13 protein-coding genes are annotated in these 13,060 nt (G+C 30.8%); 7 read left to right on the top strand and 6 right to left on the bottom strand.

Features of this window, described 5'->3' with window-relative positions; genetic code table 11:
- Nucleotides 1-26: 26 nt before the first annotated feature.
- From CHB67_RS07665 to CHB67_RS07645, 5 genes are all read right to left on the bottom strand, one after another.
- The gene (locus CHB67_RS07665; protein WP_089381178.1) at nt 27-1,256 is read right to left on the bottom strand and encodes an NRAMP family divalent metal transporter; all 1,230 of its coding nucleotides are present in this window, start codon (nt 1,254-1,256) and stop codon (nt 27-29) included.
- On the bottom strand, nt 1,253-1,819 hold the full coding sequence (locus tag CHB67_RS07660; protein WP_176461236.1) for an RNA polymerase sigma factor: 567 nt from the start codon (nt 1,817-1,819) through the stop codon (nt 1,253-1,255). The genes CHB67_RS07665 and CHB67_RS07660 overlap by 4 nt, the downstream gene beginning before the upstream one ends.
- Nucleotides 1,813-2,925, bottom strand: coding sequence for a glycosyltransferase (locus CHB67_RS07655; RefSeq protein WP_176461235.1), 1,113 nt, complete (start codon nt 2,923-2,925; stop codon nt 1,813-1,815). The genes CHB67_RS07660 and CHB67_RS07655 overlap by 7 nt, the downstream gene beginning before the upstream one ends.
- 3 nt (nt 2,926-2,928) lie before the next feature.
- Nucleotides 2,929-3,114: a membrane or secreted protein gene (locus CHB67_RS07650; RefSeq protein WP_089381176.1), complete on the bottom strand. Its 186-nt coding sequence runs from the start codon at nt 3,112-3,114 to the stop codon at nt 2,929-2,931.
- Nucleotides 3,115-3,467: 353 nt separating this feature from the next.
- Entirely contained in the window at nt 3,468-5,576 is a 2,109-nt protein-coding gene (locus CHB67_RS07645) for an elongation factor G (RefSeq protein WP_089381175.1), read from the bottom strand.
- A gap of 325 nt (nt 5,577-5,901) precedes the next feature.
- On the opposite strand from CHB67_RS07645, the gene CHB67_RS07640 reads away from it, so the two are divergent.
- From CHB67_RS07640 to CHB67_RS07620, 5 genes are all read left to right on the top strand, one after another.
- Nucleotides 5,902-6,333: a DUF2141 domain-containing protein gene (locus CHB67_RS07640; protein ID WP_089381174.1), complete on the top strand. Its 432-nt coding sequence runs from the start codon at nt 5,902-5,904 to the stop codon at nt 6,331-6,333.
- A gap of 28 nt (nt 6,334-6,361) precedes the next feature.
- Nucleotides 6,362-7,705 (top strand): 2TM domain-containing protein, encoded by a 1,344-nt coding sequence (locus CHB67_RS07635; RefSeq protein ID WP_089381173.1) that lies wholly within the window; start codon nt 6,362-6,364, stop codon nt 7,703-7,705.
- 159 nt (nt 7,706-7,864) lie between these two features.
- Nucleotides 7,865-8,161, top strand: a complete 297-nt coding sequence (locus CHB67_RS07630; RefSeq protein ID WP_089381172.1) for a 2TM domain-containing protein — start codon at nt 7,865-7,867, stop codon at nt 8,159-8,161.
- A 4-nt stretch (nt 8,162-8,165) separates the two neighbouring features.
- Nucleotides 8,166-8,480 carry a 2TM domain-containing protein gene (locus CHB67_RS07625; RefSeq protein WP_089381493.1) on the top strand — a complete coding sequence of 105 codons (315 nt, stop codon included), beginning with the start codon at nt 8,166-8,168 and terminating at the stop codon, nt 8,478-8,480.
- Between the two features lie 45 nt (nt 8,481-8,525).
- A complete protein-coding gene (locus CHB67_RS07620) occupies nt 8,526-9,278 on the top strand; it encodes a LytR/AlgR family response regulator transcription factor (protein WP_089381171.1) in 753 nt (250 codons plus the stop codon).
- 140 nt (nt 9,279-9,418) lie between these two features.
- Here the strand turns inward: CHB67_RS07620 and CHB67_RS07615 are convergent, their stop codons facing one another.
- Entirely contained in the window at nt 9,419-9,742 is a 324-nt protein-coding gene (locus CHB67_RS07615; RefSeq protein WP_089381170.1) for a YbaB/EbfC family nucleoid-associated protein, read from the bottom strand.
- Between the two features lie 67 nt (nt 9,743-9,809).
- On the opposite strand from CHB67_RS07615, the gene CHB67_RS07610 reads away from it, so the two are divergent.
- Both CHB67_RS07610 and CHB67_RS07605 read left to right on the top strand, forming a co-directional pair.
- Nucleotides 9,810-11,867 carry a S9 family peptidase gene (locus CHB67_RS07610; RefSeq protein WP_089381169.1) on the top strand — a complete coding sequence of 686 codons (2,058 nt, stop codon included), beginning with the start codon at nt 9,810-9,812 and terminating at the stop codon, nt 11,865-11,867.
- Between the two features lie 92 nt (nt 11,868-11,959).
- Complete coding sequence (locus CHB67_RS07605) at nt 11,960-12,997, top strand: PLP-dependent cysteine synthase family protein (protein WP_089381168.1); 1,038 nt, start codon at nt 11,960-11,962, stop codon at nt 12,995-12,997.
- The last annotated feature ends 63 nt before the right edge of the window (nt 12,998-13,060 follow it).

The raw sequence follows: 13,060 nt of genomic DNA, 5'->3' as shown, positions 1-13,060 counted from the left end.
AATTGAATGCAAAAATACAAAGAATTTTATAAACTAATAAGATACCATATACTAAAGCCTATTAAAAATAAAATTCCAATCCAACTTAATAATTTTAAACCGTTTGAAGGACGGTGTTCTTTTGGTGTGTGTTTTCCTGATATCAATTTAAAATTAATAATTGCAAAAAACGGAGCTGTTAAAAAAGAGAGTATTGTAGCGATTTTAATTAATAAACCCATTTCAGACATAAAAAATAATAATATTGAAATGGTTCCAATGGCTAAAAAACTAATCCAAAACCAGTAGCTGTTTTTGTACGATTTATCGGTTAATAAATCAAACGTTTTTGTCATTGCTCTAGGGGAAGCATCTAGTGTAGTTAATGTAGTGCTAAACATGGTAGTAAATGCGGCGACTGCAATAAAAACAGAAGCTTTAGCACCCAAGCTACTCGTGTATAAATTTATGAGTTGTTCTGAAAATTTAAAAGCACTGTTGCTAAACGTTTCACCAGAATTGAACATTACTATAGCTCCAAGTGAAACAAAAAATACTCCAAGAATTAATGTTGAAATATAACCAATGTTAAAATCAAAAATTGATTGTTTAGTATCGAACTTAGAATTTTTGTCTTTTTGTTTTTCTATAGCCCAAAGCGATTGCCAAACGGAAACATCAAGTGGTGCTGGCATCCAACCTAAAAAAGCAATTAAAAATGCAACTTCAATACTTCCTTCAGGAATAATTTGATCAAAATTATAACTAGTGTTTGAATTGATAACAGCTAAAGCGAACGCCGTAATTGTGCTAATTGAAAGTATTACTATTATGAATTTCATTAAATGATCTAATAATTTATAACGACCAATAATTAACAGTAAAAAGCATATAACGGTTATAATAATACTCCAGATAATTGGGTTTGTAGTAATACCAAATAAGTTAGCTGCTAAGCCTGCAGTTACAACAGTTACAGCTGCTTGAATGGTAAACATAGTGGCTAGGTTCAATACAAAATAGGCTGCTAAAACGCCTTTTCCTAATCTTTTGTAACCATCTAATAAACTTTCACCGGTGGCGGTAGCGTAACGAGGTCCGAATTGAAAAAAAGGATATTTTATTAGATGAATTAAAATCAATGCCCAAATTAATCCAAAACCAAAATCTGCTCCTGCGCGTGTAGATTGTACTAAGTGAGAAACTCCAATAGCAGCACCTGCAAACAATAAGCCAGGACCTAATTTTTTTAACCAATTAAAAAATGAAAACTTCAATTTTTTCGTGATTTTTCAATAATGTCAGCTAATAATTTTTTAGCTCTTAATAATTTTACTTTGATATTACTCATAGGTTCATTCAACATATCAGCCATTTCTTTATAGCTCATTTCTCTAAAGTAGCGAAGATTGATAATCTCTTGATAATGAGGTTTTAATTGTTTGATGTAATTCAATAACTGGGCTAAATTTTGTTCAATAATAAGCTGATCTTCTGGAGATGGTGTTTCATCAAAAATTTTATAAGCTTCAGATTCCTTTTTATTGATAGAAATAATATCAGTACGTTGTTTTCGCTTATGGTCTAAAAATATGTTTTTTGAAATTGAAATTAACCAAGTTTTAAAGTTGTAGCGTTCATTGTACAAGTGAATTTTATCAAAAGCTTTTGAAAATGTTTTAATGGTAATGTCTTCAGCTTCATCTTCATTTTCAGCTTTGGATAGCTGAAACCTAAACACATCACTCCAATACGTGTTCAAAAGTGCATTAAAAGCTTTTTGATCCTTTAAACGTGCTTTTTCAATTAAAGTTGAAATATCGCTATTTTTTGTTACCAATGTGAGGGTTTTGAGCTTAGATTTTTTATAAAGATAAACAATTGTACTAAAATCAGAAATAATTCATAAATAGGCAAGAACAAAATCAAGTCTTTTTCATTAATTTTTTTTGCTGAAATTCCAACAGAAAGATACAACAAAATATTGCGAAAAATAAACAAGCCAACAACTATTTGCCAGTTATATAAAAATAAAAGTAAAACAGCACTTAACATCCAAAATAGCAGTTGTGAACTATAGTATAAGCCTAATAAAAATTTATGTAATGGCTTGTAGTGTGAAGCGGTAGATATATGCCTTCTTTTCTGTTGAATCCAGTTTTTAAAAGATGTTTTAGGTGTTGAAATAGTAAAACTATTAGTTGAAGTACAAATGGCTGTGTTTTTTTTAGTTGCCACCTGATTTACAAATAAATCATCGTCACCAGATTTAATTTTAATGTGGTTTACAAAACCTTTATTGGCGAAAAACAAATCTTTAGTGTACGCTAAATTTCGTCCAACCCCCATATACGGAATTCCAATTTTAGCATACGAAAAATATTGTACAGCAGTTATAAGCGTTTCAAAACGAATTATTTTATTTAAAAACGATTTATTGATTTTTTTATAGGCGCCATAACCTAAAATCAATTCTTTTGAATCACTGTAATTCCCTGCCATTTCAGTAATCCAATTTTTAGAAATCGGTTTGCAATCCGCATCTGAAAATAATAAATATTCGTGAGATGCAGCTTTTATGCCAAGTGTAAGAGCGTATTTTTTACTCCCCCAAAATTGTTCATTGGCAGCAACATTTACAATTTTAATTAGTGAAGGTTGTTTTTTTTGAAACGCTTCTAAAATGTTTAGCGTATCGTCATGAGAACTATCATTGATCAAAACTAATTCAAAATCCGAATAATTTTGTTCAATAAAAGTAGGGATGTTTTTTGTTAAATTTTTAGCTTCGTTTTTAGCGCAAATAATTACAGAAATGGGTTTGTTAAAAGAAGGGGGATTTGTATGCTGCCTTGAAAAAGCAAAAGATCCAAATAATGGAATGTAATACATAAATTGAATACAAACAATTGCTATAAAAGCAATAAACACATATTCAAGCAACATATATTACCTGTTTTCACATTCATCTGCAGTTTTCCCACAGAATCCACAAGGCTCTCCATTTTTGTTTAAATGCGGGTTCTGACTAGCACAAGTACCAGCGAATTTACCGTCTTTTTTTGCCCAAATTTTTATTGCTATTCCCGCAACCCCAACACCTAAAAGTGCCAATGTTAAAAGTAATAATTTCATAGTTACTAAATTAGTTTGCAAATATAATGATTTCTTCTACATTTTAAGTTGTTATCAGATGAATATCTATTGATTGCTAAAAACGCAATTAATATTGTTAAATTTTTAATTAAAAACCATCTAAAGTGTTAAATATTAGTGTATTTGTTTCTGTAATCAGTTATTTATTAATAAATTGCAAGTGTATTGGTATTTATTAATTTATAAAAATTGTGTTAAGTAACAAACCGACTAAACCAATGTGAATTATAAAATTAAATTGAATTAAGTAATAAATATTGATATGAATACCAAAAAAGACTCGCCAAATTCGTAAGAAAAGGCGAGTCTTTAATTTAAAAATAAATGTTTGGTTAACTTCCTGTTTTTGTTAACGTATCTTGAATATTATTTGGAACGAGTTCAAAGTTTGAGAATTTAGTGCTAAAACTTCCTCGACCTTGAGTAATAGAACGTAGAGTTGTAGAATAACGATACATTTCTGCCAAAGGAGTTTTTGCTTTGATAGATTGGTATCTGCCATCACTATCCATTCCTAAAATAATAGCTCTTCTAGATTGTAAATCGGTCATCACATTTCCCATTAATTCTTCAGGAACCTTAACTGTAAGTTCATGAACGGGTTCTAATAATTTTGGTTTTGCTTGTAAAAATGCAGCTTTAAAAGCGTGTGCTGCAGCAATTTTAAAAGAAATATCATTAGAATCTACCGAGTGCATTTTTCCATCAAAAACCATTACTCTAATATCTCGGGCATACGATCCTGTTAACGGCCCCTCTTCCATAACTTCTAGGCAACCTTTTAATACAGATGGTAAGTATCGAGTATCTATAACACCTCCAACTATACAGTTATAAAATATTAATTTTCCGCCCCAATCTAAAGAAACTTCATCTTTACCTCTAATGTTAAATCCTTCTGGTTCTGGCATTCCTTCAAACCAAGGTTCAATTTTTAAGTGAACTTCACCAAATTGACCAGATCCTCCAGATTGTTTTTTGTGCTTATAACTTGTAGTTGCTGAACGCTGAATAGTCTCTCTATATGCAATTCTAGGTTGTTCAAATTTAGCTTTGATCCCATAAATTTTTTGAAGCATTGAATTTATAGTAGCCAAATGCAATTCTCCTTGACATGATAAGATTTGTTGCTTTAATTCTGTTGAATATTGAATGGTAACCGTTGGATCTTGACTGTGAAGTCTTTTAAGTGCTTCGTTTAATTTTTCTTCGTCATTTTTATCAACAGCATTTACGCATTTTCTTATTCTTGGGTCCGGATATTTTATAGGTTTTATAGTGATGTTAGCATCTTTTGTCCTTAAAGTATCATTGGTCTCCGTGTATTTTAATTTCAAGGTAGCACCAATATCACCTGCACTTAATTTTTCAACAGGTTCACGGTTTTTACCGTCCATAATATACAACTGATTCAAAATCTCAATTTCTTCGTTTCTTGAATTTTCTAATTTATCATTTTGTTTTACTTCACCCGATTTTACTTTAAAAAAACTAATTTGTCCTAAGTTAGGTTCATACAAAGTTTTAAAAATGAATAATGAAGTTGGCGCATCAACCTTACATTCTATAGTTTCGCCTTCTACACTTTGCTCGGGTTTTAAATCTGCAGCAGAAGGTGCCACATTATCAATGAATCCCATCAAACGACCACTTCCCATATCATTCAATGCTGAAATACAAAATACAGGGAAAATTTCATGATTTAACATTCCTTTTTTAATTCCTTCGCGCATTTCATCTTCATTTAATTCACCTTTATCAAAATAAAGTTCCATTAAATCTTCGTCGTTTTCAGCAGCTTTTTCAACTAATTCATTGTGTAATTTATTTGCAATGTCAATTTGATCTGAAGGAATTTGATGTTTTTCAGGTCTGCCTCCTTCAGGCCCAAACTTGTACATTTTCATTTTAAGTACATCAATAATACATTGTGCACCACCATCTATTATTGGATATTGAATTTTAACAGCGTTATTTCCAACTAAATCTACAATACTTTTAAAACTTTCATTAAAATCGGCTTTAAGACTATCTATTTGATTGATTACGAATAACGTTGGTTTTGAAAAACGATCTACATAATTCCAAATAATTTCAGTTCCAACTTCAACACCATGTTGTGCGTTTACTACAGTAACAATAGAATCTGCAACACGCATAGTTGAAGCGATTTCACCAATAAAATCGTCTAAGCCAGGAGTATCAATAATGTTTATTTTGTAATTGCGCCATTCAGTATGAAGAGGAGTGGCAAAAATGGAAGTTTCTCTTTCTTGTTCAATTTCGTGATAGTCTGAAACAGTATTTTTGTTTTCAACACTACCACGGCGTTTGACTAAGCCAGCTTCAAAGAGCATTGTTTCTGCAAGCGTGGTTTTCCCACTTTTGTGAGCGCCTACAAAAGCAACATTTTTAATGTGTTTATCATCGTATATTTTCATAATATGTGCGGTTAATATTAATAAAGTGTTATAAAGTTACGAACTTTTTGATATAAAAATATGACAAATGTTAGGTTTTTAAATTACCACTTTATTAGCTCTTAAAACGTTTGAAATTGGGGGTTGTTGTACGTAGATTTTCTTTTTAAGTGTGTGTTATTTCTAAATTCTTTCAAATTATTTTTATTGAAAAAATGAGAATAAGTAGGAATCAACAATTCATCCCATAAAAACAACAGTTCAGTAATAATCTATTTTTTCATAGTGGTTTTTGCTGCACTTTTGAAGTGTGAAAATTAATAATTAACCATAAAAACAATTAAACATGCAACATCTAATTTTAGCACTGACTTTTTTATTTACAACGGGCGTAATGGCGCAGTCAACTGAAAAAGAGCAATTAAAAGAAACAGGAAATATTAAAGTATCTGTAGTAAATGCTTTAAGTGACAATGGAACAATAGCTTTTGCTTTGTACAATGAAGAAGGTTTTTTAAAAACACCTTTAGAAAGTAAATCTGCAATTATTGAAAATGGTTTGAGTATAGTTGAATTTGAAAATATTTCTACAGGAAACTATTCAATAGTTTGTTTTCATGACGAAAATAGCAATGGTCAAATGGATTTTGAATTAAACGGAATGCCAAAGGAAGCTTTTGGAGTATCAAACAATGTAATGAATTTTGGTCCGCCACAATTTGAAGATGCTAAATTTGAAGTGTCTAATAACAACGTAATTTTAGAAATTAAGTTTTAAATTGCAGCATATAATCAATACATATAGCATGAGAAAAGATTTAAAATACCTGCTTAAAATTTCATTAATAATTGCCATTGTAATTTTTATAATTGAGCGTTTTGTTTTTGGAGGTGGTTTTAATTTGCCTTTAGACCAATTATTTAAGGTCTTTAGTATTCATTTTATGTATGCGTTTGTACTATCAACTATCAATGGTTATTTTTTCTATTATTTGAATTCAAAATTTTCTTGGGAAGCGCATTCAAAAAAGAGATTGGTAATTGGTGCTTTGGGGTCAGTAACACTATCAATGCTAGGTTTGGTGCTTTTAAGGTTTGTAACGTTAGTTCTAATTTTAGGAAAACCAGTAGATACTTTTTTATATGATGAAGGCGCAACAACTTATTATTTATTTGGATTGAGTTTAACATTAATTGCCAGCTTGGTTTTTCATGCTATTTTTTTTTACAAGGCTTTAAGCGAGAAAAAAGTTACCGAGCAACAAATAGTTGCAAAAACAGAAACAGCTAAATATGAGTCGTTAAAAAGTCAAATAGATCCTCATTTTTTATTCAATAGTTTAAATGTTTTAACTTCTTTAATTGGTGAAAACCCGAAACAAGCAGAAAAGTTTACCACAAAACTTTCAAAAGTGTACAGGTATGTGTTGGAGCAAAAAAACAAAGATTTAATTGATTTAGATGAAGAACTATTGTTTGCAAAAACCTATATGGAATTGTTAAAAATGCGTTTTGAAGACGCTGTTACCTTTGAAATTCCAGAGAAAGCAAGTAATCCAGAATTAAAAATTGTTCCTCTATCGCTTCAGTTGTTATTAGAAAATACCATAAAACACAATGTGGTTTCCGAAGAAAATCCACTAACAGTAAAAATTATTGAAGAAGATGGTTATTTAATTATAACCAATAATTACAATCCAAAAACCATTGTTGAAAAAGGAACAAAAGTTGGATTGAAAAATATTGTAGATCGTTACAATTTAATCACATTAAAAAAAGTGTCTGTAGATAAAACAGGACAAGCATTTACGGTAAAATTACCGTTATTAACTCAAAAAACAACAATTATGAAAACATCAGAAAATATAGAAAGCTCAAAGTACATAAAGGCTGTAGAGCGTGTAGAAGAGATAAAAGGGTTTTATTCAAGCTTAATTGCATACTGTCTTGTAATTCCTTTTTTAATGTACATTAATTTCACCTATGTGCCACAATTTCACTGGTTTTGGTTTCCAGCTATGGGGTGGGGTATAGGTTTGATATTTCAAGGATTAAAGGCCTTTGCGTACAATCCGTTTTTAGGAAGAGATTGGGAAGATCGTAAAATTCAGGAATATATGAATGAAGATAAAAAGCAATATTGGGAGTAACTAAATATAGTTGGAAAGTCTTGAATTTTAAAGTCAAAAGTCAAAAGCTGAAAGTCAAAAGTATGCTGATTTCTAAGCGAAGTTGAAGCGATAATTTTATAACAAAAATATTAAGCAACTAGCTAAAGGCAAAAGCCAGTAGCTAAAACGATAAAAACAATGAAAACATATTTTACAGAAGAGGATAAATACATTAGAGCAAAGAAAAAAGTTGATAATATAAAAGGGTTTTATGCTAATTTATTAGCATACTGTTTAGTAATTCCTTTTTTATTTTTTATAAATTATATGACATCTCCAGGAGTTTGGTGGTTTTATTGGCCAATGATAGGTTGGGGTATAGGTGTTTGTTTCCACGCATTTGGTGTGTTTGGAAATAATTTAATCTTCGGAAAAGATTGGGAGCAACGCAAAATCCAGGAAATAATGGATGAAGATAAAAATAGTAAATTTTAAGAAGATGGAAAATTCAAATTTAGAAGAGCAAAAATATATTAGAGCCAAAAAACGGGTAAAGTCTATCAAAGGTTTTTATGTTCATTTAACTGTTTTTGTTATCGTCAATGCTTTTTTATTAATTTCAAGCGCAGTTTCTTATGGCGGATGGAAAATATTTTGGGAATGGCAATCGTACAATACGTTAATATTTTGGGGAATAGGGATTGTTTTTCATGCATTTAATGTATTTGGAATGAAGTTTTTATTAGGAAAAGACTGGGAGGAGCGTAAAATAAAAGAAATTATGGATAAGGATAAAAAAGAATTTTGGGAGTAGCCTTTGAAAGGCTGAAGTCTAAAGTCCAACTATTAAATACTAAAAATGAAAGTAGTAATTATAGAAGATGAAAAACCTGCAGCTCGTAGGTTGAGTAGAATGTTACATGAGTTAGAAATTGAACCATTAACGATGTTGCATTCTGTAGAAGAAGCTGTAAACTGGTTTAGCAATCATGAGCATCCTGATTTATTATTTTTAGACATTCAATTGTCTGATGGTTTGTCGTTCGAAATTTTTGAAGAAATAGACGTAAAGAGCGCTATTATTTTTACAACAGCGTATGATGAATATGCGCTAAAAGCGTTCAAACTAAATAGTATCGATTATTTATTAAAACCAATTGATAGTGACGAGTTAGCACATGCAATTTCTAAATTTAAAGAATTTCAACACGGTGAATCGCAAAGCAGAATTGATTTAGAACAGTTAAAATTGTTGGTAGCGCCTTCGCAAAAGAATTATAAAAAACGGTTTACGGTAAAAATTGGGCAACATTTAAAAATGATTTCAGTAGATGCTATTGAATGTTTTTTTAGTGAAAATAAAGCAACTCACATTCATACTATTGACAACAGAAGTTATCTGTTAGAAAACACCTTAGACCACTTAGAAGATACACTACAGCCTGAAACATTCTTTAGAGTAAACCGAAAATTTGTAGTAAATATAAACGCTATAAAAGATATGATAGCGTATTCAAATAGCCGCTTAAAATTACAACTTCAAACGTATAACGAATCTGAAATTATTGTGAGCAGAGAACGAGTAAAAGATTTTAAAAATTGGCTAGAGTAGCATAGAAGTCTAAAGTTTTAAGTCTAAAGTCAAAAGTTGGGAGGCCGAAGTTGTTATTTCGAAATAAATAGAAATTAGAAACTTCAAACTTCTAATATCAAGTATCAAATATCAAACTTCAAAAATCTAATATCTAATATTTATTTCCCAAACATATCCATTCCAGGAATATTTGGCATTCCGTCTTTTGCAGCAGCAGCCAATTCGGCTTCACTAACACTGTTGGCTTTATCTAAAGCTGTGTTTAAAGCAAGTATTAAATAATCTTCAATTTCTTCTTTATCTATTAAATCTTCTGAAATAGAAATATTTTTCACCTGTCTGTTTGCAGTAACGGTCACTTTTACCATTCCATTTCCGGCATCACCATCAATTAAAATAGTGTTTAATCTAATTTTTGTTTCTTCAATTTTTTGTTGAGCTTCTTTTAATTTGCCCATCATTCCAGATAAATCTCCAAACATTTTATTATATTTTTAACAAGTTGCGTTTGCAAATATAGTATTTTTGGAGTTTAGAAAAATAACATAAATGTTAGTGAATAAAGTAAGATTGCCAAAAGCCGAGAAAATTGCAAAGAAGTTGGAGATGCACGGCGATGTAAGAATAGATAATTACTATTGGTTGAACGAAAAAGAAAACCCAAAAGTAATAGATTATTTAAATGCTGAAAATGCTTATTTTGATGAAGTAACAGCGCATACGAATGAGTTGCAAGAGGAGCTATTTGCAGAAATGAAGGCTCGAATTAAGGAAGATGATGAGTCGGTTCCTTATAAAAAGAACAATTATTTTTACATTACAAAGTTCAAAAAGGGAGATCAATACCCTGTGTATTCTCGTAAATTTCAAAACTTAGAAGCTAAAGAAGAAATTTTATTCGATGTTAATAAATTAGCCGAAGGGCATAATTATTTTCAGTTAGGCGGACTCTCGGTTAGTCCTAATAATAAGTTGGTTGCTTTTGGAACCGATGCTGTTAGTAGAAGACAATATACACTTCAATTTAAAAATTTAGAAACAGGAGAATTATATCCTGAAAAAATTGAAAATACTACAGGAGGTGCTAGTTGGGCAAGTGACAATAATACGGTGTTTTACACACAAAAAAATCCTACAACGTTACGAAGCGAAAAAATATTTAGGCATGTTTTAGGTACAAATCCTGCTGAGGATGAACTTGTTTTTGAAGAAAAAGACGAAGCTTTTAGCGTATATGTGTATCGTTCAAAATCTGAAAAATTCATTATCATTGGTTCGTATAGCACGGTTTCTACAGAGTATCGAATTTTAGAAGCCGATAATCCTACAGGTGAAACTCGTGTTTTTCAACCAAGAGAACGAGATTTAGAATACAGCATTGCGCATTACGATTCAGATTTTTATGTAATGACGAATAAAGATAATGCGACTAATTTTAAATTAATGAAAACTCCGGATACACAAACTTCAAAAGAAAATTGGGTTGATGTAATTCCGCACAGAGAAGATGTTTTGTTAGAAGATATTTCAATTTTTAAAGATTTTTTAGTGTTAGAAGAGCGTTCGCAGGGGTTAAATAAAATTAGAATTATTCGTTGGGATAATTCCGCAGATTATTACCTTCCTTTTGAAGAAGAAACTTATGCTGCTGGTGTTTATTCAAATCCAGAGTTTGATACCAATATCATTCGTTATGGATACAATTCTATGACAACTCCAAGTTCAGTTATCGATTTTAATGTAGATGATCAAACAAAAACCATTAAAAAAGAAAGCGAAGTTTTAGGTGGTAAGTTTGATAAAGAAAATTATAAAAGTGAGCGTTTGTGGGCAACTGCGGTTGATGGAGAAAAAGTTGCAATTTCTTTAGTGTATCATAAAAACACAGAACTTTCTAAAAACACACCATTGTTATTATACGGTTATGGTTCTTATGGTCATACTATAGATGCCGGCTTTAGTTCAACCCGTTTAAGTTTATTAGACAGAGGTTTTGTATATGCTATTGCGCATATTAGAGGTAGCGAATACCTAGGTCGTAATTGGTACGAAAACGGTAAATTATTACAGAAAAAAAATACATTTAATGATTTTATAGATTGTGCAAAGTATTTAATAAGTGAAGGGTATACATCTAGTAAACATTTATATGGTTATGGTGGTTCAGCAGGAGGTTTGTTAATTGGTACGGTAATAAATATGGAACCAGAACTGTTTAACGGAGCTATTGCAGCAGTTCCTTTTGTTGATGTGGTTACCACAATGTTAGATGATACCATTCCATTAACAACAGGTGAGTATGATGAATGGGGAAATCCTAACGAAAAAAAATATTACGATTATATGAAGGAGTATTCTCCTTATGATAACGTAAAAAGTTTAAATTACCCGAATTTGTTAGTTACAACAGGCTTACATGACTCTCAAGTGCAGTATTTTGAACCTGCAAAATGGGTTGCTAAGTTAAGAGAGTTGAAAACTAATGAAAACTTATTATTATTACATACCGATATGGAAACCGGTCATGGTGGGGCTTCTGGGCGTTTTGATGCTTTAAAAGAGACTGCTAGAGACTATAGTTTTATTATTGATCTAGAAGTTACATAAACATTTAAAAAAAATTATTAAATTTGCACGTTGTAGTAATTAATCAAAATTCGTAATATCAGAATTTTGATGTTTTAATTAAACTATTGAAAATGACAAAAAATACTGGTATAAGTAACAATATTCTAGACCTTATAGGTAATACTCCCCTTATTAAGCTTAATAAAATAACAAAAGATCTTCCAGGTAATTTTTATGCGAAGTACGAAGGATTTAATCCTGGACATTCGATGAAAGATCGAATTGCATTACATATCATTGAAGAAGCAGAGAGGCAGGGTATATTAAAAGAAGGAAGTACTGTTATTGAAACTACCTCAGGTAATACTGGTTTCAGTATGGCTTTAGTTAGTATAATAAAAGGATATAACTGTATTTTAGCTGTAAGTTCAAAAGCAGCATCTGGAAAAATTAATATGTTAAAAGCAATGGGAGCAAAGGTATATGTGTGTCCAGCACACGTAAAAGCCGATGACCCAAGATCATATTATGAAGTTGCTAAAAGATTGCATGCTGAAACAGCAAATTCAGTTTACATCAACCAATACTTTAATAAATTAAACGCTGAAGCACATTATAATTCAACAGGTCCTGAAATTTGGAAGCAAACAAATGGTGAAATAACTCATTTAGTAGCTGCAAGTGGTACTGGAGGAACAATTTCTGGAGTAGCAAAATATTTAAAAGAACAAAACCCAGATATTAAAGTGTTAGGTGTTGATGCATTTGGATCAATTTTAAAGAAATTCCACGAGACAGGAGAGTTTGATAAAGATGAAATTTATCCATACAGAATAGAAGGTTTAGGGAAGAATTTAATTCCAACAGCTACAGATTTTAGTGTAATTGATGTTTTTGAAAAAGTAACAGATGAAGCATCAGCCCATAGAGCAAGAGAGTTGGCAGTAACTGAAGGGTTATTTACAGGATATACAAGTGGAGCAATTATTCAAGCTACAATGCAATATTCAGAACAAGGTTATTTTAATGAGAATTCAAAAGTAGTATTGATATTACCTGACCACGGTTCTCGTTATATGGAAAAAATATATTGTGACGACTGGATGAAAGAACAAGGTTTTTTTGATTCACAAAAACAAGCACACGCAGTTGTTGAATATGTAAAGTAAGTATTCAAACAGAAATATAAAAAAAGAGGTTAAAATTAATATTTTAACCTCTTTTTTTGTATC

Origin of the sequence: Lutibacter agarilyticus (assembly GCF_900188235.1) — a bacterium.
Taxonomy (GTDB): domain Bacteria; phylum Bacteroidota; class Bacteroidia; order Flavobacteriales; family Flavobacteriaceae; genus Lutibacter; species Lutibacter agarilyticus.
The sequence above is the reverse complement of the archived record's forward strand: the minus strand, read 5'-3'. Positions and strand labels throughout refer to the sequence as shown.

What these genes read in the sequence shown, in the direction of transcription:
- CHB67_RS07655 (WP_176461235.1), bottom strand. Translation starts at nt 2,925, where the DNA reads ATGTTGCTTGAATATGTGTTTATTGCTTTTATAGCAATTGTTTGTATT.
- CHB67_RS07650 (WP_089381176.1), bottom strand. Translation starts at nt 3,114, where the DNA reads ATGAAATTATTACTTTTAACATTGGCACTTTTAGGTGTTGGGGTTGCG.
- CHB67_RS07645 (WP_089381175.1), bottom strand. Translation starts at nt 5,576, where the DNA reads ATGAAAATATACGATGATAAACACATTAAAAATGTTGCTTTTGTAGGC.
- CHB67_RS07640 (WP_089381174.1), top strand. Translation starts at nt 5,902, where the DNA reads ATGCAACATCTAATTTTAGCACTGACTTTTTTATTTACAACGGGCGTA.
- CHB67_RS07635 (WP_089381173.1), top strand. Translation starts at nt 6,362, where the DNA reads ATGAGAAAAGATTTAAAATACCTGCTTAAAATTTCATTAATAATTGCC.
- CHB67_RS07630 (WP_089381172.1), top strand. Translation starts at nt 7,865, where the DNA reads ATGAAAACATATTTTACAGAAGAGGATAAATACATTAGAGCAAAGAAA.
- CHB67_RS07625 (WP_089381493.1), top strand. Translation starts at nt 8,166, where the DNA reads ATGGAAAATTCAAATTTAGAAGAGCAAAAATATATTAGAGCCAAAAAA.
- CHB67_RS07620 (WP_089381171.1), top strand. Translation starts at nt 8,526, where the DNA reads ATGAAAGTAGTAATTATAGAAGATGAAAAACCTGCAGCTCGTAGGTTG.
- CHB67_RS07615 (WP_089381170.1), bottom strand. Translation starts at nt 9,742, where the DNA reads ATGTTTGGAGATTTATCTGGAATGATGGGCAAATTAAAAGAAGCTCAA.
- CHB67_RS07610 (WP_089381169.1), top strand. Translation starts at nt 9,810, where the DNA reads ATGTTAGTGAATAAAGTAAGATTGCCAAAAGCCGAGAAAATTGCAAAG.
- CHB67_RS07605 (WP_089381168.1), top strand. Translation starts at nt 11,960, where the DNA reads ATGACAAAAAATACTGGTATAAGTAACAATATTCTAGACCTTATAGGT.